This window comes from Microbulbifer agarilyticus (assembly GCF_001999945.1).
Taxonomy (GTDB): domain Bacteria; phylum Pseudomonadota; class Gammaproteobacteria; order Pseudomonadales; family Cellvibrionaceae; genus Microbulbifer; species Microbulbifer agarilyticus_A.
The window spans coordinates 270978-296805 of sequence record NZ_CP019650.1; the positions used below are offsets into that span (position 1 = coordinate 270978).

Annotated in this window: 32 protein-coding genes; 24 read left to right on the forward strand and 8 right to left on the reverse strand. The window is 52.1% G+C overall.

Going from position 1 to position 25828, the window contains the following annotated elements; genetic code table 11:
- The first annotated feature begins 42 nt into the window (after positions 1-42).
- The 17 genes from rdgB to Mag101_RS01200 all read left to right on the forward strand — a co-directional run bounded on the left by rdgB (position 43) and on the right by Mag101_RS01200 (position 13438).
- Entirely contained in the window at positions 43-687 is a 645-nt protein-coding gene (gene rdgB, locus Mag101_RS01125) for an RdgB/HAM1 family non-canonical purine NTP pyrophosphatase (protein ID WP_077399608.1), read from the forward strand.
- Positions 688-1929 carry a radical SAM family heme chaperone HemW gene (gene hemW / locus Mag101_RS01130; protein ID WP_077399611.1) on the forward strand — a complete coding sequence of 414 codons (1242 nt, stop codon included), beginning with the start codon at positions 688-690 and terminating at the stop codon, positions 1927-1929.
- A gap of 171 nt (positions 1930-2100) precedes the next feature.
- Positions 2101-2427: a thioredoxin TrxA gene (gene trxA / locus Mag101_RS01135; protein ID WP_077399614.1), complete on the forward strand. Its 327-nt coding sequence runs from the start codon at positions 2101-2103 to the stop codon at positions 2425-2427.
- Positions 2428-2937: 510 nt separating this feature from the next.
- Complete coding sequence (gene rho, locus Mag101_RS01145) at positions 2938-4197, forward strand: transcription termination factor Rho (protein ID WP_010133763.1); 1260 nt, start codon at positions 2938-2940, stop codon at positions 4195-4197.
- Positions 4198-4493: 296 nt separating this feature from the next.
- On the forward strand, positions 4494-4763 hold the full coding sequence (locus Mag101_RS01150) for an RNA recognition motif domain-containing protein (RefSeq protein WP_010133764.1): 270 nt from the start codon (positions 4494-4496) through the stop codon (positions 4761-4763).
- A gap of 155 nt (positions 4764-4918) precedes the next feature.
- On the forward strand, positions 4919-6382 hold the full coding sequence (gene ubiD / locus Mag101_RS01155; RefSeq protein WP_077399621.1) for a 4-hydroxy-3-polyprenylbenzoate decarboxylase: 1464 nt from the start codon (positions 4919-4921) through the stop codon (positions 6380-6382).
- A 29-nt stretch (positions 6383-6411) separates the two neighbouring features.
- The gene (locus Mag101_RS01160; protein WP_077399624.1) at positions 6412-6801 is read left to right on the forward strand and encodes a hypothetical protein; all 390 of its coding nucleotides are present in this window, start codon (positions 6412-6414) and stop codon (positions 6799-6801) included.
- A gap of 125 nt (positions 6802-6926) precedes the next feature.
- Entirely contained in the window at positions 6927-7418 is a 492-nt protein-coding gene (locus Mag101_RS01165) for an ankyrin repeat domain-containing protein (RefSeq protein WP_157520083.1), read from the forward strand.
- Between the two features lie 110 nt (positions 7419-7528).
- Positions 7529-7987, forward strand: a complete 459-nt coding sequence (locus Mag101_RS01170) for a hypothetical protein (protein ID WP_077399630.1) — start codon at positions 7529-7531, stop codon at positions 7985-7987.
- A 601-nt stretch (positions 7988-8588) separates the two neighbouring features.
- Entirely contained in the window at positions 8589-9125 is a 537-nt protein-coding gene (locus Mag101_RS01175; RefSeq protein WP_077399632.1) for a hypothetical protein, read from the forward strand.
- A gap of 136 nt (positions 9126-9261) precedes the next feature.
- Positions 9262-9510, forward strand: coding sequence for a hypothetical protein (locus Mag101_RS01180; RefSeq protein WP_077399635.1), 249 nt, complete (start codon positions 9262-9264; stop codon positions 9508-9510).
- Between the two features lie 158 nt (positions 9511-9668).
- Positions 9669-9986 (forward strand): hypothetical protein, encoded by a 318-nt coding sequence (locus Mag101_RS17730; protein ID WP_157520086.1) that lies wholly within the window; start codon positions 9669-9671, stop codon positions 9984-9986.
- A 153-nt stretch (positions 9987-10139) separates the two neighbouring features.
- Complete coding sequence (locus tag Mag101_RS17735) at positions 10140-10397, forward strand: hypothetical protein (RefSeq protein ID WP_157520088.1); 258 nt, start codon at positions 10140-10142, stop codon at positions 10395-10397.
- A complete protein-coding gene (locus tag Mag101_RS01185; protein WP_077399638.1) occupies positions 10394-11260 on the forward strand; it encodes an LPO_1073/Vpar_1526 family protein in 867 nt (288 codons plus the stop codon). Before Mag101_RS17735 ends, Mag101_RS01185 begins: the two co-directional genes overlap by 4 nt.
- 526 nt (positions 11261-11786) lie before the next feature.
- Complete coding sequence (locus Mag101_RS01190) at positions 11787-12203, forward strand: hypothetical protein (RefSeq protein WP_077399641.1); 417 nt, start codon at positions 11787-11789, stop codon at positions 12201-12203.
- A 123-nt stretch (positions 12204-12326) separates the two neighbouring features.
- Positions 12327-12854, forward strand: coding sequence for a hypothetical protein (locus Mag101_RS01195; RefSeq protein WP_077399644.1), 528 nt, complete (start codon positions 12327-12329; stop codon positions 12852-12854).
- Between the two features lie 218 nt (positions 12855-13072).
- Positions 13073-13438, forward strand: coding sequence for a GNAT family N-acetyltransferase (locus Mag101_RS01200; protein WP_198040042.1), 366 nt, complete (start codon positions 13073-13075; stop codon positions 13436-13438).
- Positions 13439-13546: 108 nt separating this feature from the next.
- Here the strand turns inward: Mag101_RS01200 and Mag101_RS01205 are convergent, their stop codons facing one another.
- Positions 13547-14203: a class I SAM-dependent methyltransferase gene (locus Mag101_RS01205; protein WP_077399649.1), complete on the reverse strand. Its 657-nt coding sequence runs from the start codon at positions 14201-14203 to the stop codon at positions 13547-13549.
- 343 nt (positions 14204-14546) lie between these two features.
- On the opposite strand from Mag101_RS01205, the gene Mag101_RS01210 reads away from it, so the two are divergent.
- The 4 genes from Mag101_RS01210 (at position 14547) to Mag101_RS01225 (ending at position 16793) form a co-directional block, all read left to right on the forward strand.
- A complete protein-coding gene (locus Mag101_RS01210; RefSeq protein ID WP_232325086.1) occupies positions 14547-15050 on the forward strand; it encodes a TIGR00645 family protein in 504 nt (167 codons plus the stop codon).
- A 251-nt stretch (positions 15051-15301) separates the two neighbouring features.
- A complete protein-coding gene (locus Mag101_RS01215; RefSeq protein ID WP_232325087.1) occupies positions 15302-15682 on the forward strand; it encodes a GFA family protein in 381 nt (126 codons plus the stop codon).
- 134 nt (positions 15683-15816) lie between these two features.
- Complete coding sequence (locus Mag101_RS01220) at positions 15817-16254, forward strand: YtoQ family protein (protein WP_077399658.1); 438 nt, start codon at positions 15817-15819, stop codon at positions 16252-16254.
- 128 nt (positions 16255-16382) lie between these two features.
- The gene (locus Mag101_RS01225; protein ID WP_198040043.1) at positions 16383-16793 is read left to right on the forward strand and encodes a DUF1294 domain-containing protein; all 411 of its coding nucleotides are present in this window, start codon (positions 16383-16385) and stop codon (positions 16791-16793) included.
- A 466-nt stretch (positions 16794-17259) separates the two neighbouring features.
- Here Mag101_RS01225 and Mag101_RS01230 read toward each other — a convergent pair whose 3' ends face one another.
- On the reverse strand, positions 17260-18147 hold the full coding sequence (locus Mag101_RS01230) for a LysR family transcriptional regulator (protein WP_077399664.1): 888 nt from the start codon (positions 18145-18147) through the stop codon (positions 17260-17262).
- A gap of 170 nt (positions 18148-18317) precedes the next feature.
- Between Mag101_RS01230 and Mag101_RS01235 the strand changes: the two genes are divergently transcribed.
- The 3 genes from Mag101_RS01235 to Mag101_RS01240 all read left to right on the forward strand — a co-directional run bounded on the left by Mag101_RS01235 (position 18318) and on the right by Mag101_RS01240 (position 19903).
- Positions 18318-18992, forward strand: a complete 675-nt coding sequence (locus Mag101_RS01235) for a pirin family protein (protein WP_077407967.1) — start codon at positions 18318-18320, stop codon at positions 18990-18992.
- Positions 18993-19057: 65 nt separating this feature from the next.
- A complete protein-coding gene (locus Mag101_RS17740) occupies positions 19058-19303 on the forward strand; it encodes a hypothetical protein (RefSeq protein ID WP_157520091.1) in 246 nt (81 codons plus the stop codon).
- Between the two features lie 39 nt (positions 19304-19342).
- Positions 19343-19903, forward strand: coding sequence for a phosphohydrolase (locus tag Mag101_RS01240; protein WP_077399667.1), 561 nt, complete (start codon positions 19343-19345; stop codon positions 19901-19903).
- 39 nt (positions 19904-19942) lie between these two features.
- On the opposite strand, the gene Mag101_RS01245 is transcribed toward Mag101_RS01240, so the two are convergent.
- From Mag101_RS01245 to Mag101_RS01270, 6 genes are all read right to left on the reverse strand, one after another.
- Entirely contained in the window at positions 19943-21196 is a 1254-nt protein-coding gene (locus Mag101_RS01245) for a heme biosynthesis HemY N-terminal domain-containing protein (protein ID WP_077399670.1), read from the reverse strand.
- Positions 21193-22767, reverse strand: a complete 1575-nt coding sequence (locus Mag101_RS01250; protein ID WP_077399673.1) for a uroporphyrinogen-III C-methyltransferase — start codon at positions 22765-22767, stop codon at positions 21193-21195. The genes Mag101_RS01245 and Mag101_RS01250 overlap by 4 nt, the downstream gene beginning before the upstream one ends.
- A gap of 174 nt (positions 22768-22941) precedes the next feature.
- A complete protein-coding gene (locus tag Mag101_RS01255) occupies positions 22942-23730 on the reverse strand; it encodes a uroporphyrinogen-III synthase (RefSeq protein WP_077399675.1) in 789 nt (262 codons plus the stop codon).
- A 33-nt stretch (positions 23731-23763) separates the two neighbouring features.
- Positions 23764-24717 carry a hydroxymethylbilane synthase gene (gene hemC, locus Mag101_RS01260; protein WP_077399678.1) on the reverse strand — a complete coding sequence of 318 codons (954 nt, stop codon included), beginning with the start codon at positions 24715-24717 and terminating at the stop codon, positions 23764-23766.
- A 71-nt stretch (positions 24718-24788) separates the two neighbouring features.
- Positions 24789-25214 carry a Holliday junction resolvase RuvX gene (gene ruvX / locus Mag101_RS01265; RefSeq protein WP_077399681.1) on the reverse strand — a complete coding sequence of 142 codons (426 nt, stop codon included), beginning with the start codon at positions 25212-25214 and terminating at the stop codon, positions 24789-24791.
- A gap of 16 nt (positions 25215-25230) precedes the next feature.
- On the reverse strand, positions 25231-25824 hold the full coding sequence (locus Mag101_RS01270) for a YqgE/AlgH family protein (protein ID WP_077399684.1): 594 nt from the start codon (positions 25822-25824) through the stop codon (positions 25231-25233).
- Between the last annotated feature and the right edge of the window lie 4 nt (positions 25825-25828).

Consider the following 25828-nt stretch of genomic DNA (forward strand, 5'->3'; position numbering starts at 1 on the left):
GCACCGCGTTCGCTGTTTTTCGTTGAACGGAAGTCGCCTCCCATGGAAAAAATCGTCCTCGCTAGCGGCAACGCGGGCAAACTGAAAGAGTTTTCCCAGCTGTTTTCCGGCTGGCAGATTGCGGTGTTGCCACAGTCCGAATTTTTGCAGGATGAGGCGGAAGAAACCGGCCTCAGTTTTATCGAGAACGCACTGATCAAGGCACGGCATGCAAGCCGCGCCAGCGGCTTGCCCGCACTGGCGGATGACTCGGGATTGGCGGTGGATGCGCTCGGCGGTGCACCGGGAATCTATTCTGCGCGTTACGCCGGTGCCGGCGCGAGCGATGCAGAGAACAATCAGAAGCTGCTGCAAGCTCTTAAAGACGTGCCTGCAGAAAAACGCGGTGCCAGCTTTCACTGTGCGCTGGCCTTTGTGCGCACCGCGGACGACCCCGTCCCTTTGGTATGCACCGCGCGCTGGAGTGGGGTGATTCTCGCTGCTCCCGCCGGTGACCAGGGTTTCGGCTACGACCCGTTGTTTTATGTTCCCTCCGAACAGCTCACTTCGGCGCAGTTGCCACGAGAAGTGAAAAATCGTCTCAGCCACCGGGCGCATGCGGTGAAGAAATTCGAACAGCTGTGGCATGAGGAAATGGTGATGCCGGAGCAGCAGGCCCACAGCGCAACCGGCACGAAGTTTTTCTAGATGACAGTTCAGGTTACCGGCCGCTCGCTGTTGGCGTTGCCGCCGCTCAGTCTTTACGTACATATCCCCTGGTGTGTGCGCAAGTGCCCGTATTGCGATTTCAACTCCCATGAATTTGTCGCCGGCACGCTGGAGCATGCGCAAGGCAGCCCGGCCGGTGAACGCCACCTGCCGGAAGCGGACTATGTGGATCAGTTGGAGCGGGACCTGCGCAGCCAGTTGCCGTGGGTCCAGGGGCGCAAGTTTGGGTCCATTTTCTTTGGCGGTGGTACGCCCAGCCTGTTTTCGCCGCTGGCCATTGGCCGCATTCTCGACCTTGCCGAGTCACTGGTGGGCTTTGCCGATGACATCGAGATCACCCTGGAGGCGAACCCAGGTACGTTTGAACAGGCGAAGTTTGCCGGCTATCGCCACGCCGGCGTCAATCGCCTGTCGATCGGCGTGCAGAGCTTTGACCCACTGCAACTGCAGAACCTCGGCCGTATCCACTCGGGTCCCGAGGCGCTCACCGCGGCGACCCAGGCACGCACGGCGGGTTTCGACAACATCAATATTGACCTGATGCACGGCCTGCCTGGTCAGGGTGAGGTCGAAGCGCTGCAGGATCTGGCGCAGGCGGTTGATCTGGGTGCTGAACATATCTCCTGGTACCAGCTCACCATCGAGCCCAATACCGCCTTTTATTCCGCCCCTCCGGTTACCCCCGGCTCCGAGCAAATCGCCGCGATCCAAAAGGCCGGCCGGGCGTATTTGGCAGAGCAAGGCTATGACCGGTATGAGGTGTCGGCCTATAGCCGCGCCGGGCTCGCTTCCCGGCACAACCTCAATTACTGGTCCTTTGCCGATTATCTGGGGATTGGTGCCGGTGCCCATGGCAAGGTGACCCTGCCGCAAACCAGGAGAATTCTGCGCACCCAGCGTACTCGCGCGCCGAAACACTATCTGGCGCTGGGGTGTGAAACCGGCGCGGGTGGCGTGGAGTTTCCGCAGCCCAAGCTACAAGAAGTAGTTCAAGATGAGCGTCCTCTGGAGTTCCTGATGAATGCCTTGCGGCTCGAAGCCGGGGTGCCCGCGGAGAGTTTTGAACAATACACGGGCCTGCCGCTCGATACCTTGCGCCGGGAATGGCGGCGCCTCGAGGCGATGGAGCTGGTACGCCCGTTAGGCCCCACCGTTGGCACCACCCGGTTTGGGTATGACTATATAGACGAGATATTGCAGCGTTATCTGGCGGAAAGCTGAACTGCTGCGGCCATTCCACAGGTTCGCCCTTGAAAACGCCAAATCGGGCCGCATATAGGGCAAAACGCCATGAATGGTGAAAGCAATTGCCTTGCGGGGGCTGCAGACCCTACTTATTATGTCTGCCAGTCCGAGCAGCGGCCTGACGAAACAGAACCACAGGAAAGCACTATGAGCGCGAACATCGTAAACGTAACCGATGCAGAGTTTGAAGCCGAAGTACTGAAGGCCGAAGGCCCGGTATTGGTAGACTTCTGGGCACAGTGGTGTGGCCCCTGCAAGATGATCGCTCCGGTTCTGGAAGATCTTTCCGGTCACTACGGCGAGAAGCTGAAAATCGTCAAAGTGGACGTAGATGCGAACAAAGAGGCTGCGGCCAAGTACAACGTGCGCGGCATCCCGACTCTGCTGCTGTTCAAAGGCGGCAACGTAGAAGGCACCAAGGTTGGCGCCCTGTCCCGAGCTCAGCTGACCGAGTTTATCGACAGCCAGATTTGATTGATCTCGCAGGGCGCCATTGGCGCCCTGCGTCGTTTTGGGGCATTGTCCCCCGTTCGCGGCAGGATAAAAGAGGGTTGCAGCCCCCGGGTAATGGCGCCCCAAGCTTGCGAAATAGGCCTTGCAGGATGCCGAACTGCGGTTATACTGGCTAGTAATCAAATTAACTGTTCAGTCCAAACCTGAGCCAAGTCGCCAACCCCGCTGCTGACGCGGCCTCTCCGGCGCAAACTCCTCAAGTTGAACATCTCCTACTGGCACCTCCGCCGCAGCCATATTGGCAATCTGGTAATCGTGCCGTGGTAAGTAGGTATTCGTTTTGTCTGAGCCGTTGTTATCGATTAGGGCTCGAGATCGAATGTGAATAACTTGAATGAGCGTTGCTTCGGTCAGTAATCCAGCCAGCATGTCGAACCAGGCATTATCACCATCGAAACTTCAACTCCCTCCGCAGAAACGTCCAGCGCGTCCGCGCGAACCGACAGAAGAAACCGTAATAAAGCAATTGGTATGAACCTTTCTGAATTAAAAACCAAACCCATTGAAGAGCTGATTGAAATTGCCAAGGGCATGGGGCTCGAAAACCTCGCCCGTTCGCGTAAACAGGACATTATTTTCAATATCCTGAAGCGCCACGCCAAAAGCGGTGAAGACATCTACGGCGAAGGTGTATTGGAAATCCTTCAGGATGGATTTGGCTTCCTGCGCTCCGCAGACTCTTCATACCTCGCAGGCCCGGACGACATTTATGTTTCCCCGAGCCAGATTCGCCGCTTCAATCTGCGCACCGGCGACTCCATCTCCGGCAAAATTCGTCCCCCCAAAGAAGGTGAACGCTACTTCGCCCTGCTGAAAGTCAGCGACATCAACTTCGACAAGCCGGAAAACGCGCGCAACAAGATTCTGTTCGAGAACCTCACGCCGCTGTTCCCGAATGATCGGCTGGGGCTGGAATGTGGTAATGGCTCCTCTGAAGATCTGATCGGCCGTATCATCGACCTGGTAGCCCCAATCGGTAAAGGTCAGCGTGGCCTGATCGTGGCACCGCCCAAGGCCGGTAAAACCATCATGTTGCAGAACATGGCCCAGGCGATTACCCGCAACAATCCGGAATGCCACCTGATTGTTCTGCTGATCGACGAACGGCCGGAAGAAGTAACTGAAATGCAGCGCTCGGTGCGCGGTGAAGTGGTTGCCTCTACCTTCGACGAGCCGCCTGCGCGTCACGTACAGGTTGCTGAGATGGTGATTGAGAAAGCCAAACGCCTGGTAGAGCACAAAAAAGATGTGGTGATCCTGCTGGACTCCATCACGCGTTTGGCACGTGCGTACAACACCACTGTGCCGAGCTCCGGTAAGGTTCTCACCGGTGGTGTGGATGCGCACGCACTGGAGCGCCCGAAGCGCTTCTTTGGTGCGGCGCGTAACATCGAAGAGGGCGGTAGCCTGTCGATTATCGCCACCGCACTTGTGGATACCGGCTCCAAAATGGACGAAGTGATCTTTGAGGAATTCAAAGGTACCGGCAACATGGAACTGCAGCTGGATCGCAAGATCGCTGAAAAACGCGTATATCCCGCAATTAACGTGCGCCGCTCCGGTACTCGCCGCGAAGAACTGCTAATGCCGGAAGGCGAGCTGCAGCGGGTTTGGATTCTGCGCAAGTTGCTTCACGATATGGAAGATTTGGCCGCCACCGAATTCCTTATCGATAAGCTCAAAGACTTTAAAACGAATGACGAATTCTTCCTTTCCATGAAACGGAAATAATTCTCTTTTAGTATGAAGGCCGGCATTAAATGCCGGCCTTTTTCGTGTAATGCAGATGAAATTTGCAATACGTTGAATGAGGCGTGAAATTACGTCGAATTAAGTTGAAAACCCTCGGTGTTAGGCATATAAAGGCTTCCACCAATGTGTTGTGCGGTTTTTCAACACTTACCGAATTGGTTCCAGATAACTGGGAAGTTGTCTGACTCCGGACCAAACTCAAGTGGATAACGTGGTGGTGCTGGTTATCCGTTTGTGAATGCACGACAGCCCACTTACTCATGTGAGACTTTTTTGTGAATATCTATATTGGAAATCTGGCCTACGGCGTAACCTCTGACGAACTGCACGAAGCTTTTGGTGCATTCGGTGAAATCTCCCGGGCTACTGTAATCACTGACCGGGAAACTGGCCGTTCTAAAGGTTTTGGTTTCGTAGAAATGCCGAACGACGACGAAGCGCGTAAGGCAATCGAAGAAATGAATGATCAGCCGCTGTCTGGCCGTAACATCCGTGTTAACGAAGCCAAGCCGCGCGAAGACCGTCCGCGTCGTCCCCGCTTCTAAGATCTCTTAGAAGTTCGGCAGCCCGCAGTCCTGTACTGCGGGTTGTTCTCCCCTCTCAAAATCCCCCCCAACTCTGTCGAATTGGCAGCGTTCATTCCCTATTTTGTGCTGACTGTTTTACACTGGCCGGTGAATTTCCCGTCGACCAATAAAGCATGAAATACAAAGATCTGCGCGACTTTATCAAGCTGCTGGAAAAGCGCGGCCTGCTGAAGCGTATTACCCACCCGGTAAGTCCCTATCTGGAAATGACAGAAATCGCCGACCGCGTCCTGCGCGCCGGTGGCCCGGCGTTGCTGTTTGAAAACCCCACCGGCTACGATACCCCGGTGCTCGCCAATCTATTTGGTACGCCCGAGCGTGTCGCCCTCGGTATGGGTAAAGAGTCCATCTCCGAGCTGCGCCAGGTCGGTGAGCTACTGGCCTTCCTCAAGGAACCGCAGCCGCCAGAGGGTTTCAAGGACGCCTGGCAGAAGCTCCCCATATTCAAGCAAGTCATGAATATGGGGCCCAAGGTCGTGAGTAAGGCCGACTCCCAGCAGATCGAAATCGAAACTGGCGACATCGACCTCACCAAATTGCCGATTCAGACCTGCTGGCCCGGCGACGCCGCACCGCTGGTCACCTGGCCGCTGGTGATTACCCGCGGACCGGAGAAGAAGCGCCAGAATCTGGGCATCTACCGCATGCAGCTGATCGGCAAGAACCGCCTGATCATGCGCTGGCTGTCTCATCGCGGCGGTGCCCTGGACTTCCGCGAGTGGCAGCAGGAATTCCCCGGTGAGCCCTTTCCTGTGGCCGTCGCGCTCGGCGCCGACCCCGCCACCATCCTCGGCGCCGTCACCCCCGTACCAGATACCCTGTCGGAATACGCGTTCGCCGGCCTGTTGCGCGGCAGCAAGACCGAAGTGGCCGAGGCCAAGCTCAGCAACCTGCAAGTCCCGGCGAGCGCCGAGTACGTGCTCGAGGGGTATATCTACCCCGAAGACATGGCAGACGAGGGTCCCTATGGAGACCACACCGGCTACTACAACGAGGTCGATAGCTTCCCGGTCTTCACCGTCGAGAAAATTACCCACCGTAAAGATCCCATTTACCACAGCACCTACACCGGCCGCCCACCGGATGAGCCAGCGGTACTCGGCGAGGCGCTGAACGAAGTCTTCGTGCCCATACTGCGGAAGCAGTTCCCGGAAATCGTCGACTTCTACCTGCCCCCGGAAGGCTGTTCCTACCGCCTGGCCGTGGTCACCATGAAGAAGCAGTACCCCGGCCACGCCAAGCGCGTGATGATGGGTGTCTGGTCCTTCCTGCGGCAGTTTATGTATACCAAGTTCGTTATCGTCGCCGACGACGATGTGAACGCCCGCGATTGGAAGGATGTGATCTGGGCCATGACCACCCGGATGGACCCCGCACGGGACACCGTTATGGTCGAAAACACACCTATCGATTACCTGGACTTCGCCTCACCGGTATCGGGCCTCGGGTCCAAAATCGGGTTTGACGCTACCAACAAGTGGGAGGGTGAAACCACCCGCGAATGGGGGCGTCCAATTGTGAAAGATCCCGAAGTAACACAGAGAGTCGACGAGATCTGGGAAGAACTCGGACTGTAAATAAGCCACCGCAACGCCAGGGAGGGCGTATGGAAATCATAAAAACCATCAGGCCAGGCCACGACGGCAGTAAGCGCTACCAAGAAAAATACGGCGAGCAACTTTGCGCCGTGCGATACCGCCGCTCGCCGTGCAAAAAAACCGTTTATACCACGGTGGAAATTGTTGTCGCGCAAAGAGAGGCCTATGTACAAAAAAGGCCCCAGCCAACTCCTCAGCCGATTAATGAAAACGACTGGGTGGCAATAAAAATCGCCTTTGAAGAAATCGAGCTGCGCAACGAAGTACGAAGGATGGGGGGCCGCTGGAGCCGCGTTGCCAAAGCTTGGGTAGCCAAACGCTCAGTTGCAAAACGCATGGATATTGAGTATCGCATAGTTGAAGGCTTGATCGATCAGTGCCTAGATGTAGACATATAAGCGCTGATCGCCACATGGCTACATTTAGCAATAATTCCTAGATATAGCCATGTCATGCCCAGATATGGCAATTATGTCTATATCTGGGGCTTATGAATAAAACTGTTATGCCCTAAGGGAAGATCGTGAATAGTTTCAATAGTCGGGAAGTACTCAGAACTATTATGAAGGGAGATTTAATCTCTCTTGAGGAATACTTTGCTAAAGGTTTGAGTTCTGACCAACAGACAGAAAATGAGAGATGGAATCTACTTCATCAAGCCACGGTGCTTATCGGCAAGCCTGCAAATGTAAAATCAGTAGAGTTTTTGCTTTCTAAAGGCGTATCTCCAAACAATAAAGATATGTACGGTAATTTGCCAATTCACTATTCCGTAAGAAATAATGATATTGCTACAGTAAAGATACTTATCGGCTTTGGCAGCGAGATCAATGTCCTAAACAATGAAGCTATTAGTCCATTGCATCAGGCAGTGCTCAATTCAAACATTAGTATCGAGCTAGTGCAGTTACTACTATCAAACGGTGCCAACACACAAATGGGCACCGTAAATGACTTTGTAAATTCTATTAATAACAGCACTATAACAGAGATGTTTTCTCAACATGGCAGCTAGGCATAACAAGGCCAGGCAATCGGACAGTCAAACCTGTCACTTGTTGTGCAAAAACCGCACAACAACCGCCAGCTTCGCCTGCCGCTGCTGGCGGCGTTAGGCGGAATGAAATGTTTGAGCTTCTTCGCAATATTTTTAAGCCCAAGAAAAGAAGAACGATAGAGCATCCAGTCCTTGGCGAACTTCAGCTTGAACAAGGTTCGAAAGGTACGTTCTGGCTACGTGAAGCATATTTCGATGGCGAGTTAACTATTTGTGTCGACACCGTTGGTGAGGCTTTGCCGTCTGATGCTCAGGTGAAATTTTACCAATGGGTAATGAGTAGTATTGAATCTATCTATAAAACGGTCGCTGTAGAATTAGAGTCACTGCACCACAATATGCAGAGTAAGGCAGTAGATGCTGAGTGGAAAAAGAGCTTCCGACTAGCAGGCTTCGATGTACCTCTTGAAGGAAATAGAAACCTTTCGTGGGAGCTTACATTTGAATGCCTTACGGATAACTCCGGACACCTCTATACGTGCCATTTCGAGAATGGAACGCTAGCCGATGTTTCTATTGACACATAGGTATTTCGGGACTCGAGCGTCACGCCTAACAAGGCCGGGCAATTTGCTCCGGGCCTGTGGCCCTCCGCGGGACAGCTTACCTTGTGCACCTTTTGCGCAGGTCGCTATGCTCCCAGTTTTGCGCAAAATGCGCACAAGGTAAGCTGCCCCTGCCGGCGGCGTTAGATTTGGTCGGGGGCGGAGTACTTGGCCTTTTAATGATAAAGTATTTTTCGAGCTGTATGTAAATACAGTATGGAAATAATAACTAAACATATACAGTGGTATTTATTCTAAAAGGAAGATGACGATCAAAAATTTTTCGTGTTACCGTGAAGCGCTGCTTCCGCACGCAAGCACGAGTGGTTGCGGACGTAAGCCTCTCTTCACGGCAAGGAATTTTGTCGCATCTACTATCCCTTTCAGTAGAAACTCCACTTTCATACCGTTCGTTAAGTTCTGCTTAAGCAGAGGCAAGTAGGGCCGGAGATGACGATAAACGAATACAGTTCGCTCCGGCTAAAATCTAACAAGTCGCCGAACGATACCCTGCGAAAAGCGCAGGGATCGTTGGCTGATCTTTAGGGCTACGCTCTGATCGAGGGATAATTGGATTTAGAGTATGAAAAAAATTATAAAACTGAGTTTAACTGGCTTGCTGTTATCGGCTGCGCAAGCGTTCGCGGGAACGTGTGATAATGCACCGAAGTCTTCCGTTACCGAAATCACGGGAGCCCCTATAGAGCAATGGGCAAAAGTTGAATGTTCAAAATATGGTCACATTATTACTTTTACGGAAAACTATGGGTTCGTCCTCATCCCGGAACGCAGGCCAATAATTTATCCAGCCCAATTAGTCTCTAACGAGAAGCCGAGTTTGGGGCCAGATGAATACTATTTCACCTCTATATCAGTTGATGAGCTTAGTGGAAGTGCAAATGAATTCCTGCACGGCTTGCACCAGAAAAATATATTCGGATCTATTGGGCAGGATGTCCCAAAGGCTAAGCCTAAAATTTGGGAGCTTTCAGCTACTACAAATGAAAATAAGGAGTTGGCACTCTATTTTTATGAGTATCCGGATATTGTGGTTGGTACTTCATGCTGGGAAAGTTGTGCACCTACAAAAGGCTTTGTCGTGGCAAGGAAACCAAAGTAGCCCTAACAAGCAGCGGCAGAGCGACAGCCAACGCTACGCACCTTTTGTGTTGCTCGCTGCCGCTCAAACATTAACACAAAATGCGCCCAGCGCTGGCTGCGCCTGCGCTGGGCGTTAAGTGAATAAAGGAATACCAATGAAGTCATTTTTGTTCAATCTGGTGGGCCTTTTAGGTTCTTGGCACTTTATAGAACTGTCCTCTAGCTATTCATTCAATTCAGTCTTTGCACCAATCATCTTTACTGGCTTTCTCATATCTAGCATTCTCTGGTTTATTGTGAAATTTGGTGTCAATCAACGTACCAGTAGCGGCGGGTATTTCGGGGGCGATGGCGGTTATGGTGGTGGAGGTGACGGCGGGGGTGGGGGCGATGGCGGATGCTAGTCCCCACTTAACAAGCACGGGCAATGAAGCTCCGGCCCTTCGGGCCTCCGCGGGACGGCTTACCTTATGCACGTTTTGCGCTGTCGCTTTGCTCCCATTTTCGCGCAAAACGCGCATAAGGTAATCCGCCCCTGCCGTGGGCGTTAAGTGTCAGTACCATGAAATCACTTGGAACAATAATAAACGTAGCTCTGCTTGTTTTTTCAGCCACTACGCTCGCTCAAGGTAATTGTATATCTGAAGCTTCTGCGCACCGTTCAGTTGAAGTAAAAATTGAAAGTAGCGGTTCTTGCACAAAATTGAATTGCACCAATGTGAAAGCAAAAAATATCCAGGCAGCACTATCCATCTGCCACCAAACAGAAAAAGACTTCAATTTCTGTGGTTGGCATGAAAAACGTAGGATTCAACACGTAGAAATGTTTCAGCCTAAAGATGGTGTGTATGAGCTGAGCATTGAGAAATGCCACACTTAACAATCACGGGCAGTGAAGCTCCGGCCCTTCGGGCCTCCGCGGGACGGCTTACCTTATGCACGTTTTGCGCGGTTCGCTTCGCTCTCATTTTCGCGCAAATCGTGCATAATGTAAGCCGCCCCTGCCGTGGGCGTTATACGCTAGCGAGGAATCATGAGAATCATAATTAGAATATTGGCTTTTGTTGCACTATGTATCTCATGTGCCTGGCTTTACTTTGAACGTAGCTTTGAACCAGCCCTGACTACAGTTGTATCACTATCTGCATTGATATCGACTTTTTTCTTCGATAAAAAGTCAGAAGAAGCTTCAGGTCAGTCTCAGCGCATAGGTAAACATGCTACAGGTATACAAGCCGGTGGTGACGTGAGCATAAATATCGGATCAACGGATAAAAAGGATAATTCGTGATAGGTGACAAACAAAATCAAAAGGTAGAAGCTGAAGGCACTGCCATTCAGGCGGGAGGTAATGTTACGGTTACCCAAAATATGGGGCTATCCGTTGCAGAAGTGAAGGAATTATGCCTGCTGTTTTTACGCGATAATTTTCCATCCTTGAGAGATGAGGCTATTCGAGCAGCAGAAGGGAATGTACAACAATTCGCTGCTTCGTTAGAGCAAAAAATAGTAGAAAAATCAGGGGAAATTGTTCTTGAGAAATTCACCGATCCTGATGTACAGGCAGCTATAAATGATGCTGTACAAGCTAGTGCTCGCAAAGGTGAAAAGGCCAATCCGTCGGTATTGGTCGATTTAATAGCAGAGCGAGCCTCCGCCTCCGCTAATGACTTTAAAGATATAGTCATATCTGAAGCTGTTACAGTGGTTCCGAAAATAACCAAGGCACAAATTGCCTACTTGTCATTTATCCACTATATGACTCACGTTGGCGTCCAAGGTCTTCCACATTTATCGCATTTGGAACCATATTCGCAGAGAGCGTTGGCAGCTGTATCAATGGGGTTTAATTTGTCAGATTCTCAAAAAAGACATATTCAATATGCGGGTACTTGTTCAATTGCTTCGATGATGAGCGTCGATATTTATAATGGCTGGATGACGCAACTCTATAAATATTTTGGATACACCGATCTAGAAAAATTTAAAACAGATCTCGCAGCATTCTCTCCATCATCAAAAATCCTTTTGGATACCTTTGACAAAGACGCTAAAGGTGGTCAAGTTACTCTAACAAGTGTTGGGCAAGCTATAGCTATCGCCAACCTTTCCACAACCTTAGGAAAGTTGGACTACTCCATATGGTTAAAGTAAAAGCGTATAACAAGTTGCTGCACGCGGAAAAATTACCCGCTGCGCTCCCAATTTTCCGGTGAGCAAAGCGTTATAGGAATTAAAGAGTAGTGGGATTTAAGGACAATAAAAAACTAATTCTACTAGTGTTTCTTGAGTGTATTTTTATCTTGATTCACATCTTCCTAGAAAATGGGAGTGGCTCAGAAAGGGTTGTCACTTGGCATTTCCTCCTTCCACTGGTATTGGGGCTAGGTATTATTGGGTATGCTTTGTCGATACGATGTAATGCGTGCGGTGCCGGTCAAGTAATTAGAGGGGTTAGCGCTTTCGACATACGGCTTCGAGGTAAAAGATGCTGGAAGTGTGGAGTAGAATTTGAGCACTGATCCCTATAACAAGCACAGGCAATAAAGCTCCGGCCCTTCGGGCCTCCGCGGGACGTCTTACCTTGTGCACCTTTTGCGCAGGTCGCTAAGCTCCCAGTTTTGCGCAAAATGCGCACAAGGTAATCCGCCCCTGCTGTGGGCGTTAGCCTGATTTAGCTATGAACATAGATAAGCTCGCAAAAATAAAAAATCTGAATACCAGAGAGCAAAATGAGATCAGTAAATTCAACATAGCAAAAACTGCCAAGCTATTTCTTGATACTGAGATTTTCCCTGATGCAATTCGCTGCTGGCTAAAATCGAATAATTTTTCAAAAGAGAATTCTATACTTGTCGAGTTTGGCCAAGGCCCTATTTGTTGTGATTCGACTTTCAGCGGAACCTTACTGAGCATGGAGTTGGAGTTTTGGGAGTTCGAAATAGAGATCGATGCAAAGAGTGGTAATATTGTTGAAGTTTATGATTGGAGAAATATCACTAAAGAAATTTCGGTCACTGAGCATGCGAAAGGCGTCGGAAAGTCTTGGGGTTTCTTATGTATTCAAGTGCTTCGGGAGCACCTCCAATCAGGCTAACAAGGTGCTGCAGGGGACGTCTTACTTTGTGCACCTTTTGCGCAGTCGCTTCGCTCCCATTTTCGCGCAAAACGCGCACAAAATAAGCCGTCCCTGAGCACGGCGTTATGCGTCTTAGAGAGTATGAAAAGAATAGTTTTTATTGTTTTAATTTTTGCGGCTAGCTACGCCAATGCAATTGAAGTTGCGTTATGGAGTAGTGACGCAGAAGTTGCGAAAGTTCCAACTGACTCTATGGAAGAGCTTGTGAAAATGGGATATGAGCCTCATCCGTGTGGTTGGGTAAGATATACGCAAGTTGACGCTCTTCCACCGCCAGACACTTCCGAATTCCTAAAATCATCTGAACGCGTATATGAGTATGATTCGGCTGGGAAAATAATCAATCAATGGGCTATGCCTGTAGATGCCTATCTTTTTGCTATATCTGGATCGGACATATTTGTACGTCTTGGAACCGGCGCGTTGAAAATCAACAGGGCTGGTAAAATTTCAGAGTCAGAACAGAAGTATATAGAGCCTTCTGAAAGTACGTGTCCATCGTCCGTAAAAGCGCTCTTTGGTGGTTCTGATTATATTTGGTGTGAGAAGCGTACAGACCTGGCTTCGGGTACAGAGCGCTTTCTTGCCTATGAGGGTGTCTGCACGTAGCGCATAACAAGGCGAGGCATTTCGTTCCGGCCCTGCGGGCCTCCACCGGACATCTTACTTTGTGCACTTTATGCGCAGGTCGCTTCGCTCCCATTATTGCGCAAAAAGCGCCCAAAGCAAGCTGCCCCTGTTGGCGGCGTTAGTCATCTATGAAAATCTGTCTTAGACCCGTAAATAACAATGATGTCAGTTTTCTCCTGGATTTGAGAAGGAAAACGATGCACAAGTACTCTCTAGAAATTTCTGAGGAGAATGATTCATCGGATTTGAGCCGGGTTAAGTACTCTTTTGATGATATACAGATTGTTCGTTATCGGGAGAAAGATGTGGGGATGATAAAAATGTCTAAGGACTATTCAGAAAATCATTGGTACATCTATCAGTTTCAGGTTGATCCAGAGTTTCAAGGGATCGGGATTGGTAAAGCAATATTGAATGACATATGCAAATCTGCTGTATCTGTAAACGCCACTATCGGCTTGAGTGTTTTCAAAAATAATCCAGCGATTTCTCTGTATAGAGGACTCGGTTTTAAAGATGTTGCTAGTAGCAAATATGAGTTTGAAATGGAGTTCAATGCCTAACAAGCGTTGCGGCACGATATCCAAAGCAGAGCGTATTTTGTAGTCGCTACGTTTTTACCACAAAAGCCACCCAACTTTGGCCGCGACTTAGCACGGCGTTAAATAGCTCTATGCCGTTCGTTCAAAATTCAAGATATATCCTTTGAATGTTCCGTCTAAATAGCCAGTATCGGTAGGTTTGAAATGCGATGAGGTATACCCGAAACCTTCCATCTTTTTCGTGAGTTTATTTTTTCGCCCCCGGCCTGGGTCTACGATTACAACTTCACATTCTTGCCTGGCATGCTTGTTTATAAAATTTCCAACGAGTTCCACGTGTTCATCTTCATAAAGCAGGTCACTACCTATGATGAGGTCGAACAACCCAAGCTCTGTATCTTCTCCGGACCAATCAGCCCTTACAAAGGAGATTTTACCGTCATGATTAAGGTCGGTATTTCTATCTAAAAATTTTCCTGCTTCTGGGTGATGATCCGTCGCTGTAATATCATCTTGTCGCTTGTTTAGTAGCAGACTCGTTAAGGCAGTTCCGCACCCAATTTCCAATATGCGCTTTGAGCGTGTATCAAACTGACATATATAGTTGGCGAGTACTATGCCGGAAGGCCATAGAACGCCGAATATTGGCCAAGTAGAGGAGCTAATCCCTAGGCGCTCTGCCTCGCCGTCTGGATCGTAAAATTCTTGTCTGTTTCGTAGAGTGCAAAGGTGAATGTCAACTTTACCAAACTCAATAGTTTGGTAGCATAAGCGTATGTTTGTCATTGGCTGCCTCAAGGAGTGAGCGCTAAGCCAGATATCAGTGATAGATGACAAAACGAAGGAGTGCCATCAAGCATATAGCACTTGGGTAAAAACGCAACGTGTTTAACAACCCGGTCAGGGCTGACGGCTATTCCGTCGCATGTTTATGTGGCAATAGCTACGCTGCCACAACATAATCAACTACATAGCCGCAGCATTCCGTGGCGTTAGTCAAAAAACTATTAAATCTAAGAGTCATAAAAATTAAGGCGAGACGTAACAAATACTAGATGATAAGGGCGATAGATTGCCTTTACCTGTGTGCATTATCGAGTCGGGAAATAACTAATCATTAGGGGTGAGAATGAAAAAATTTGAAGAAATATTTGAACGTAATTTATTTGCTAGTCGTTGGCTTTTGGTGCCGTTTTTTGTTGGATTGATCGCTGCAGTTTCTGTGTTGTTGTTGAAATTCATAAAAGAGATAGTACATATCATTCTGCACATAAATGAACTTAGTGGATCAGAAGTTATTCTGCATATTTTAACGCTCATCGATATTTCTCTTATTGCCAGCTTAATTTTTATAATCGTATTTAGCGGCTATGAAAGCTTTGTTTCAAAGATTGAGGTGGAGGATGACGGAGACCGTCCCGGTTGGATGGGGAAGGTTGGGTTTGCAGGCCTAAAGATTAAAGTAATTGGCTCTATCGTAGCTATATCATCAATAGAATTGTTAAAAGTATTTTTGACCATGACCGAAGACAGTGACCAGAGTCTCGTGATGTGGCGTGTTATTATTCATATGACATTCGTAGTCTCTGGCACGTTGATGGCCTTGCAAGAGAAGCTTAATTCCAGTCATTAATCTTAAATTAGTAGTCAATGTGGACTGAACCAAAAGACGCTTCTTATAGCCGCGTCAAACTGCGGTTAGATGATGCTGGAGGCAGCAATGTGAATACAGGTATTTGTGGGTCGGTGCGACTATCAATCCCCGCAGGGATAGGCAGCTTGGTTTTGACCTCCATCGAATATGATCTTGCTGTGATATCTTCGGGTAGGTGGGTTTTTGCATAGCGCATATACTGAGTGTTTAGACGAATTAAATTGAGGCAAATGATGATCTACAAAGGCAGCTGCCACTGTAAAGCCATTACATTTGAAGTGGATGCACCAGAAAATATTGAGGCCGATCATTGTAACTGCTCAGTTTGTGCGAAGTCTGGATTCCTTCACCTGATTGTACCTCTCAGTAAATTCAGGTTGCTGTCCGGGGGCGATTCGATTTCTACCTACACTTTCGGTTCCGGCGTTGCAAAGCATACCTTCTGTAAAGTGTGCGGAATCAAGCCGTTTTATACTCCCAGGTCAAATCCAGACGGTATCGATATTAATGTGAATTGCCTGGATACATTGCCAGCTTCGGTAAATGTCACTGAATTTGACGGCCAGAATTGGGAGCAGTATGCGCATAAACTGGCCCACAAGAGCAAGTGAAGATATGCCGGCTACGGTGATCAGTATTCTATTTTTCTAAAGTCCCTTATGGGTCGTGTCTAATGGGTGGGTTTTCACCACTTGGGCGGTCAATTTTTTATCACGAGTAAAATTTAGGTTTAAAGGAAGTAGTCATGGGGCTAAATATCTATCTATCCGGTGAGATCCACACAGACTGGCGGAAGCAAATTATCGATGGGTGTGCTGGGAGTGATTTTGTATTTTCATCTGCAGTCACAGATCACGATGCCAGTGATGCCGCAGGTGATGTGCTTGGTGCTGAGGAATCTGGATTTTGGCGCGATCACAAGTCGGCGAAGGTAAACGCAATACGCACAAAAACACTAATCGAAAGATGTGACGTTGCGATCATCCGGTTTGGTGATAAGTACAAGCAATGGAATGCTGCCTTTGATGCTGGTTATTGCGCCGCTCTTGGGAAGCCATATATTACCTTGCATGGCGAAGATATCGTTCACCCCCTAAAAGAAGTGGATGCTTCGGCATATGCGTGGGCAACTACCCCGCAGCAGATCGTCGATATATTGAATTACTTGGTTAGTAGTCAATAGATAGTGATTGCTGGTTTGGTTGGGATGGGTAATAGCTTCTCTCTGTTAGAGGCTATGTAAGCGAATATCGACCGTGATTGAATGCGACCACATGGTGATTTATGAGGCGTAGAGGTAAAGGAGGGCTGTTGTTGTTTCAGTTCTTTATTGCTACTGCATTTCTAGGCGGTTTGATTTTTGCGATTTCAATTAATCGGTATCCGCTTGAGATGCTCTATCTCATTGGTACTCTCTCAATTTTTACAATGTTGGTTTATGGCTGGGATAAGTTGGCTGCGCTCACGGCGCGCCGGCGTACTAGCGAAAATACCCTGCATCTGTTGTCATTCATTGGTGGTTGGCCCGGAGCCCTGTTAGGACAGGCTCTATTCAACCATAAGACATCGAAACAACCTTTCCGCCAAATATTCTGGGTTTGTGTATTTTCCAACTTGGCGTTTATTGCGTGGACTTTCACTAGTAATGGTGGATATTTTCTGTATAGCCGGATTTGGGATATAAAACAGGCTTTGCGTGAAGTTTCCGTAATCGTCCAGTAAGACAGATTTAGACGTTGATGGTAAATAGAGTGGGTTGATGAGCAATGGACAAGCAGCGACTAGACAACGCTTGTGACTAACGTGTTGGGCTATCGGGGACCAGCTGTGGTAAAGGCATTGCTGAGTGATGGGTTTGCAGACATCGCGCAGGATAGTACCTTCGCAGAGGGTGCAAAGTCTGAAACTTATAGGTGCGACCACCCAGGTGTAACAACAGTTGACCTGACTGATCCCGTAGGCAGTAATTTTATCCGTGAAATTGTTCCTGCGGGGCGACTGGGCGAAGCGGAAGAGCTCGGCGAATTATTTAGTTACCTGGCAAACATGCGGATCCGTCCCACACCGGCACGATCATCAGGCTCGCAGACGGCTGCTGGCCCGCAGCACCCACATGCCCTGTTTGATGTAGATATAGTTATAGTGCTGCGGAGGCACATCTGTTGTTACTCGTAGCTAGGTTCTCTACCTATTTCAGATTGCCCAATAAATAGTCCAGAAATGCACGGATTTTCGGGGAAACGCCTTTTCGACTTGGAAAAATTCCGTAGACACTTACGGATTTTCCACTCCAACCGGGCAGTACCTGTATGAGATTTCCTGCTTGTATATCTTGTTGGCATAGGTAATCAGGCAGTAGAGATATTCCCCCTCCGTTAATGACTTGCTGTTGAATACTACTGAAGTCGTTGCAGCGCATTTCCGGTTGGAATTCGAATGTATGTTCCTCGTTGCCGTTAAACAGCTGCCAGCGAGCTCGCTCGCTATTTGCATTCATATGCAAGCAACAGTGTTGATGCAACTCTTCTAACTGTGTGATTTTGTCAGCTCTTCTGGTTTCTACGTATTGCGGGCTCGCATAGAGATTGAGCGATGCGGTGTAGAGCCTTCTGGATACCAGGTTTGAATCTGGGGATTCCCCCGCACGTATCGCCAGGTCAAAACCTTCTTCAATGATGTCCACGCGTCGATTGGTGAGCATCATATCCACGTGCACCTCAGGGTATTGCTCACGGAAAGTCGGCAATAGCGGGCTGATCAGTGCCTGGCCCAGCGTTACCGAGGTGCACAGTTTTATCCAGCCTTTCGGTTGCGCGCTGTGGGCTTCGATGACCTGTTCGGCGCTGCTAATTTCTTCTGCGATACGCACACAGTGCTCGTAGTAGAGTCGGCCTACTTCGGTGAGGTGCAGTGCGCGGGTAGATCGTTCAAGCAGTCGTGCCCCCAGACTTTCTTCCAGGCGGGATACCTTGCGGCTGATGTTGGATTTAGGCAGGCCCAGCTCGGTGGCGGCGCCGGTAAAGCTGCCCTGATCGACTACCGCTCTGAATACCATCATGTCGTTCAAATCCGCCATCGACTATCTGCCGGTTTACTGCCGGCCCTCCACGCTCAGGTTCTGTTTATTGTTGCCTATAATAGAACAATATGTAATGAAGTTACTTATTTATCCAATTTTGCCCCATGCATACACTGGTCTCAGTTCCACAAGTACAGTTTCTGAGATGGTTTCCGGGAGAGATGAATATGCAAACACTCAAATTTGAAGACTTGCCACAGGGTGGTTTCGCAGGCCTGAAAGAGCGGCAGTTTGTTACCGATCGCCGGGTATTCCCACGTGCAAGTGCTCAGGCCTTTGATGGTGTGGGTAACTTTGTTTACCTGGCAGATGCGAATTTCCAGCCTTTTGGCGAGACCGGCCTGCACCCTCACCGGGAAATCGATGTGGTTTCGGTTATGGTCGATGGACGGATTTCCCATGCTGGCTCACTGGAGCATGGCCAGGGGCTGGAGGCCGGCTATACGCAGGTACAACGAGCCGGCGCCGAGGGTTTTTCCCACAATGAGATCAATCCCGATGGGAAAGAGAACCATATGATTCAATTGTGGGTGCTGCCTGACCAGGCGGGCGAGCGTGCCGGATACAAAGTGTATGAACCCAAGGTTGGTGAAGTGCAGACAGTCTACGGTGGCCCCAAGGGACAGGATGAGACGTTTTACAGCGGTACTTCCATCGCGGTTGCAAACCTGGAGGCGGGTCAGAAAGTAGAGCATAACGGGGACGTGCTGGCTTTTTTGAGTAAAGGTGAAGGCAAAGTGAACGGTACGCGGGTTACCGCGAGAACAGCGATTCGATCCAAGACCAGCATCGCGTTTACCGCGCTCGAAGATGCGCAGCTGATTCTTGTCTATATAAATTAATGTGTTGTTTCGTGTGCCCGGGCTAAATGCTTGGGTGCACTCTTGAAGCGAAGTCGGGGCGGAAAATGAAAACGCGATTAACAGATACACCACAAATTCGGCCAAATCGTCATCTATCTGCTTTGCTGACGTTTTTCGCGTTGCTGCCGCTGGTATATTTTATACCTCCCCGGGTAGCGGCTTATGTGGATAGCCATTGGTGGGTTACGGTGATATCGGTAGGCCTTATCGTGCCGATGATTTCCTATGTACTGTTGCCGGCAATGTTCAGCGCGATTAGCCATGTGAGCGCGTCGCGTGAGGCGGAATAGCTAGCGCGCTATTTGAAATAATGTTGAGGATTTTGGTCGATGGCAGAGATAGTGATCAAGCAGGAACGGCCGCTGGTGGAAGAACTGTTAGGGCGTTACAAGGGCGTGATTGGCAAGGATTTCCCCGGCTATCGTAACCATGTGTACCGCACTATCACTTATGCCATGTACTTTCTCGACAATGATGCGGCTGTGGAAAAGCTCGTAGAAACCGCGTTTGTTTATCACGATATCGGCTTATGGACCGACCATGAGCTGGCCTATCTGGAACCGTCGGAAGCTGTTGCGCTGGCGGATAACGAAAAATACGGCTGGGGACTGGACCCCGATGCGTTGCGCGGGGCGATTCACTGGCATCACAAGATTACCCCTTACACCGGGCCCCATGCACGAGTTATTGAGGCGTGCCGCAAGGCCGACTGGATTGATGCGTCTATGGGTACGGTACACAAGGGGCTGAGTAAGGCCACGATCCGCGAGGTTGAGGCGGCCTTTCCAAACTTCGGCTTTCATAAAACCCTGCTGCGCCTGGCGAAAGATTATGGCGGCTCGACCCTGGTTGGCGGTATCAAGGTAACCCGCGGCATCGTGAAATGGTGATGCCGCGGTAACAGTGTGCGCTTGCGCGGATTCCTGTGATCAGGATGCCCGCGTGCTGAGCATATGCGCTTGCTGGTCGGGTAGCGGTAGCTGGGGCAGGGTGGAAACCGCCTGCAGCAGGCCTTGCTCGTACAGTTGCGCGGCTTTGTCTTTCTCGCCGAGGGCATACAGCAGCCGCGCCAGCTCGGCGGAGGTCTCCGGGTCCGAGCGCAGCAGCAGGCTCTTTTCAAAGTACTGCCGCGCCTTGCCCCAAATTTGATTGCGCAGATACAGGCGGCCCAGGCAGGTGAGAAGATCGGCGTTTTCCCCGTATTCCTTCTGCCAGCCTTCGGCGATGGTGACCTGCTGGCTGGCGTCGGCGCCGGTCAGGTGCCCGTACAAACGCACGGTATCGGCGCGCCATTCCCGATTCAAAATCCAGCGCAGGTGTTTTTCCGCTTCAACGTCGTCGCCCACCTTGTGCAGCATTTCCCCATAGAGATTGCGCAGTTCGATATTGCGCTGCCAACGCCCGCTGAGGCTGTGCCAGGTTTCGCGTAACTTTTCTTTATCGTCACGATTGGCGGCGTCGCGCAGCAGGTTCTGGTAGACCTCGAGCTCCAGTTGCTGGAACTGCGACTCGGGCATGCTGCCGTGTTTTTCGAGTCTCGGTAACAGCTCGCGCAGGCCGTGCCATTCGCCGATGTTGTAATAGGCCTGGCGCAGCAGTTGCAGCAGTGCCGGATGATTGGGCTCCTGCTGCATGGCCCGCTGCAGGCTGGCGATACATTGCTCGTAGTGCTTGTCGAGTAATTGCATGCGCGCCTGGCTGATGGCCACGGCGAGTTGGGTGTCGTCGCCGGTGGCTTCGGCCTTGGCCAGAAGCTCGTTGGCTTCGTCCCGGTATCCGAGTTCGAACGCACTGCGCGCGGCTGCCAGATAGTTGATGATCGGCGCATCGGAGCGCGCGGCGCTTTTTAGCAGTAATCTTCGCGCGCGTGCCCAGTTACCTTCCATAAACTCCACCAGGCCGTTGGTAAGCCGGCGGCGTGCGATACGGCTGCGGCCGAAGCGAATGCGGCTGACGCTGCCGCCAATCGCACGCGCAACACTGCGCAGCAACCAGATAAACAAGAACAGCGCGAGTATGCCGAGGGCCAGGCCGCCGATGGCGACCCACAAGTTCATTTCAATACGTTTCCCGCCATCCCCTCCGATCATTAACAGCAGGTAGCCGGGGTATGAGCGCATGGCCTCGGCGAGGAAGGCGCCGCCGAGTAGTAATAGCAGGGTAAACAGAAGGAAGCGTTTCACCAGTCGCTACCTCCGTTGTCGTTGTCAGGGGTTTGCCCGGAGGAAACCTTGTGCATTTTGTCGATGTAATTGCGCAATGCGGTCTGCGATGCGCTCAAGTTGGGTAGCTCGACTTTGACTTTTTCCTGCGCGAGTTCTTCCAGCTCACGCAGGATTACCTGGCGCTGCGGGTTGTCCACGCCATAGTCCAGTAGCAGTTGACGCGCGTGATTAATCGAATCTTTGAATACGGTGTCATCCGCGCGCAGTACTGCTAACTCGGCCTGTTCCATGTTCAGGCGCAGGCTCTGACGGAAACGGGTTTCACTCTGTGGCGACAGTAGTACCGGGTCCACCTCGCCATCGCGAATGCGCACGGAGCCTTTGAGGAAGTTGAGGAAGTTATCCCAGCTGGAGCGGAAGTGTGCCTCGCCGATCTCGGGGTTGTCGTTCTGCTGCTGGATGACGGCAGCATCGCGCTTGGCCAGGTCGAACTGGGGCTGGATGTTCAATTTCACCATCTGCTCCTCCAGCGCGCGCAAACGCAGGTAGAGCCCCTCGCGGTCCACGTTTTCCACCAGCTTGAGTGCAGTGATATCGCGGGACAGCTGCTGGCGCACGCCGTATAAATCCGGCATATCTACGTCGCGGATAATTTTGTCGACTTCCTGCAGCAGTCCGAGAGCGGAGCGGCTATCTTGCTCCAGCATCAGGCGCTGGTTGGCCAGGCGCAGCAGGTAATCCGCTTCAGCCAGTTGCCAATCCTCGCGGCTGGCATTGCCAAGTTGGCTCAGGCGATTACCCTGCGCGGTGACATTGCGCTGCACGCCAGCCAGCTGTTGCTGCAGCTGTTCGATCACTTGATTTTGCTGTTCCAGTTGCTGGCGCAGGCCTTTGATCAGCTCAAGGTTCTGATTCACTGGAGGCGTGGGTGATGTTGCCGTCGGTGGAGTGGGCTGGGATTCGCCGGGCTGCAGTATGGGTTGTTCAGGTACTGGTGGCTGCGCGGTGGTGTACTGCGCGTTGTCGGTTGTTGTGCTCTGGTTGTTTGTCGACGCTGAGTCGCTGGTGCTGCTGGCAGTGTCGTTGTCTGTGGTGCTGTCTGTCGTGCTGGGTGCAGAGGATGCGCTGTAGGTGTCCTGAGCTTGGTCACTGGCCGCCGGCGTATTGTCCTGACTGGCGGTGGTGCGGCCACTCTGCGAAATGGTTTGTGTGTCGGCAGCGAAATACCGGCCCACCAGCGGCAAGTCCTGCAGGTGGCTGTTGGCTTGGGTGCGAACACTGGGAATGAAGTACCAGGCGGCGACCGCGAGGGCGATGAGTGCCAATAGAAGTAACCAGAACCAGGTCCAGCCGCTGCCCTTCTTTGCGGCGCGGGGTTTGGTTGGGGCTTTTGTCTTTGCCCCGGTCTTTGAGCCGCCGGTTTTTGCTGCGGCTTTGTCACCCTTTTTGCCGTCTGTACCGCGGTCTTCTGCGGCCTTGGCGAAGTTGCTCTTCGGCTCCGCTTTTTCTGTCACCGTAGGCACGTCTTTCTGATTGTTGGTTTTTTTATCGTCCGGCGTGGCGGAAGCTGGGGCTTTTTTATCGCTCATGGGCTCGCTTGCTCAGGGTGGATGCGTGGGGGCACCGGTCGTTCTGGCGGTTGTCAGGGCGGTGGACTGCACGGAGGCCGCTAGAAAATTTGTCGCCAAATTATAGCGACTGCAGCGGTTCTTTATAGGAAGTCTGGCGCGGAAATAAAATTTTTTACCGTGATCGGCGGAATTTCAGCAATGATGGGGGGAAAGTGCTTCGCTCAATGCGTCCAGCATGGCAGCGTCGCCAGCGTTCTTGGCGGCAAAAACCTTGCTGAAGCCGAGGGCCCGGGCCTGTTCGGCGACTCGCTGGCTCGGCAGGATCAGGGGGCAGTTATTCAGCGCTGCACGCTTGCCGATCTCTTCCAGAGCGCGCCGCAAGTTTTCCAGGGTTTCCCCGCTGTGCAGGGTAATGGCATCGGGGATATGCGCGTAGGCGCGCAGTTGTTCGCAGGCTGCACTCGGCAGTAGGCGCTGGTACAGCTCGCAGTAGTCGACGCGCGCGCCGCGTTCTGCCAGTGTCTGGCCGATCAGCGGGCGCCCACCCTGACCGCGAAAGAGGATTACGCGCTCGCCATCGGGGTTTTGCAGCGCCGGCAGACTCAGAAGTGCCTCAGAATCCATTGCGGCACTGTCGCACGATTCAGGCTCGGCGCCGCGGGTGCGGATCGCCTTGGCCGTTGCGGCACCGATGGCGTAGTAACGCGGACCCTGTGGCAGTTGTGGCCAGTAGTCATCCAGCCAATCGAAGCCGAATTGAACGGCGTTCTGCGAGACGAAGATGGCGTGGTCGAACTGGTCAAAATCCAGAATCAGGCTTTTCACCGCCTGCACCGCGTCCGCATCGGATACCGGTTCGATAGCCAGCATAGGAATGCTGTCCACACTCGCCCCCTGCGCCTGCAGCAGTGCCTGCCAGCGGTCGCTCTGGTGTGTGGGGCGGGTGATCAGAATGCGCTGGCCGGCGAGAGGTGGAGTCATTGCTATGCGGTCGCTACGGGTGCGGTGATCGAATTAAATGGCGGCGAGGATCTCGTCGGCGCCGGCCTGCAGCAGTTGCTCGGCCAGGCGGATGCCGAGGGACTCCGCTTCTTCGATAGAGCCGTGGACTTCACCGCGCAACATGGTTGCTCCGTCGGGGCTACCGACGAGACCGCGCAGGTACAGCTGGGTTTTATTTTCGTCACTGAAAATTGCATAACAGCCAATCGGCACCTGGCAGCCACCATTCAGGCGGCGCACCATGGCGCGTTCGGCGTCGAGGCGGAAGCGGGTTTCATCGTGCTGCAGGGGTGCGAGCAATGCCTCCAGCGCGGGGTCGCGGCGGCATTCGATGCCCACGGCGCCCTGACCGCCCGCAGGCAGCAATACTTCCGGCTCGATGTAGGCGGCGATGCGCTCGCGCATCTCCAGTCGCAGCAGGCCGGCGGCGGCGAGGATGATGGCGTCGTACTCACCGGCATCCAGTTTGGCCAGGCGGGTATTTACGTTGCCGCGCAGGAATTTGACCTCGAGATCCGGGCGCACTGCCAGCAGCTGACACTGGCGGCGCAGGCTGGAGGTGCCAACTACCGCGCCCTGTGGGAGCTCTTCGAAAGAGCCGTAGTGATTGCTTACAAAGGCGTCGCGCGGGTCTTCGCGCTCGCAGATCACGGGCAGGTGCAGGCCTTCAGGGAATTCCATCGGCACGTCTTTCATGGAGTGCACGGCGATATCTGCACGGCCTTCCAGCATGGCTTTTTCCAGCTCTTTCACAAACAGCCCTTTGCCACCCACCTTGTTCAACGGAATGCTGAGCAGCTGGTCGCCGCGGCTAGTCATGGGCAGCAGCTCCACGGTGAGGCCCGGGTGGTGCCGTTCCAGCTCACCTTTGACGAAGTGAGCCTGCCACAGGGCCAGGGCGCTCTCGCGAGTAGCGATGCGGACGGTAGAAATCGGGGCGTTGGTGGAGTTGCTTGATTCGGGCATGCGCGGAAACTGGCTGGACTGATGTTGCGCGCAAGTTTACCAGCTTGTGCGCCGGATTACCGGCCAGTGCATCAAGAGGCGGCGACGTTGCGCAGCCAGTCCTCGAGAAAGATGCGTGCGGCGATGGAGTCTACGGGCTGGTCGGCGTAGTTGCCGCGATGCCCGCGGTCCCGTGCCTCGTCTTTGGCGGCGCGGGTACTAAGGCGCTCGTCGGCGTATTCCACCGGCAGCCCCAGGCGGCCGTGCAGGCGCTGGCCAAATTTCCGCGCGCGGGCGCCAAACTCGCTTTCACTGCCGTCCATGTTGAGCGGCAGCCCAACGACCAGCACCTTGGGTTTCCATTCGTCGACGATGCTTTGTACCCGGTTCCAGTCGGGCTTGCCGTCTTTGGCAGGTAGCGGATCCAGTTCGCGGGCGCTGCCGGTCAGGCTCTGGCCATAAGCCAGACCAATGGAGCTGGTGCCGAAATCAAAGGCGAGGGCGGTGATGGTTTTCATTGCGTGAAACGTAACCTTAAGCGTGACCGGACTGGGTGCCGATCCCGCTCAGATCAATGCCGTGGCGCGCGGCGGCGGCCTGCCAGCGTTTTTCCCATGGGGTGGCAAACAGGATTTCAGCGGATGCCGGCAGTGTCAGCCAGGCGTTTTCGGCAATTTCTTCTTCCAGTTGCCCGGGACCCCAGCCGGCGTAGCCGAGTGCCAACAGCACATCGTCGGGGCCGCGGCCGGCGGCGAGCGATTCAATGATGTCTTTGGAGGCGGTCAGGCTGATTTCTTCAGAGACCTCGGCGGTGGAGGCAAACTGCATGCCGCGGCCGTGCAGTACAAACCCCTGTTCCTGGGCCACCGGCCCGCCCACCAGCACCGGTTCATCACCACGCAGACTGATGTCGTTGAGCTCGAGCTGGGAGAACACTTCTTTCCAAGTCACTTTGCTCGGTGCGTTGATGACCACGCCCATGGTGCCGTCGGCACTGTGCTCGCAGATAAACGCGACTGCATGCACGAAGCGCGGGTCCTGCATGCCGGGCATGGCCAGCAGCAACTGGCCGCGCAGGCTGTTGTTGGTGAGATCGCTGTCGATCTTGTCGGTATTTGTGGGTTGCATGGTG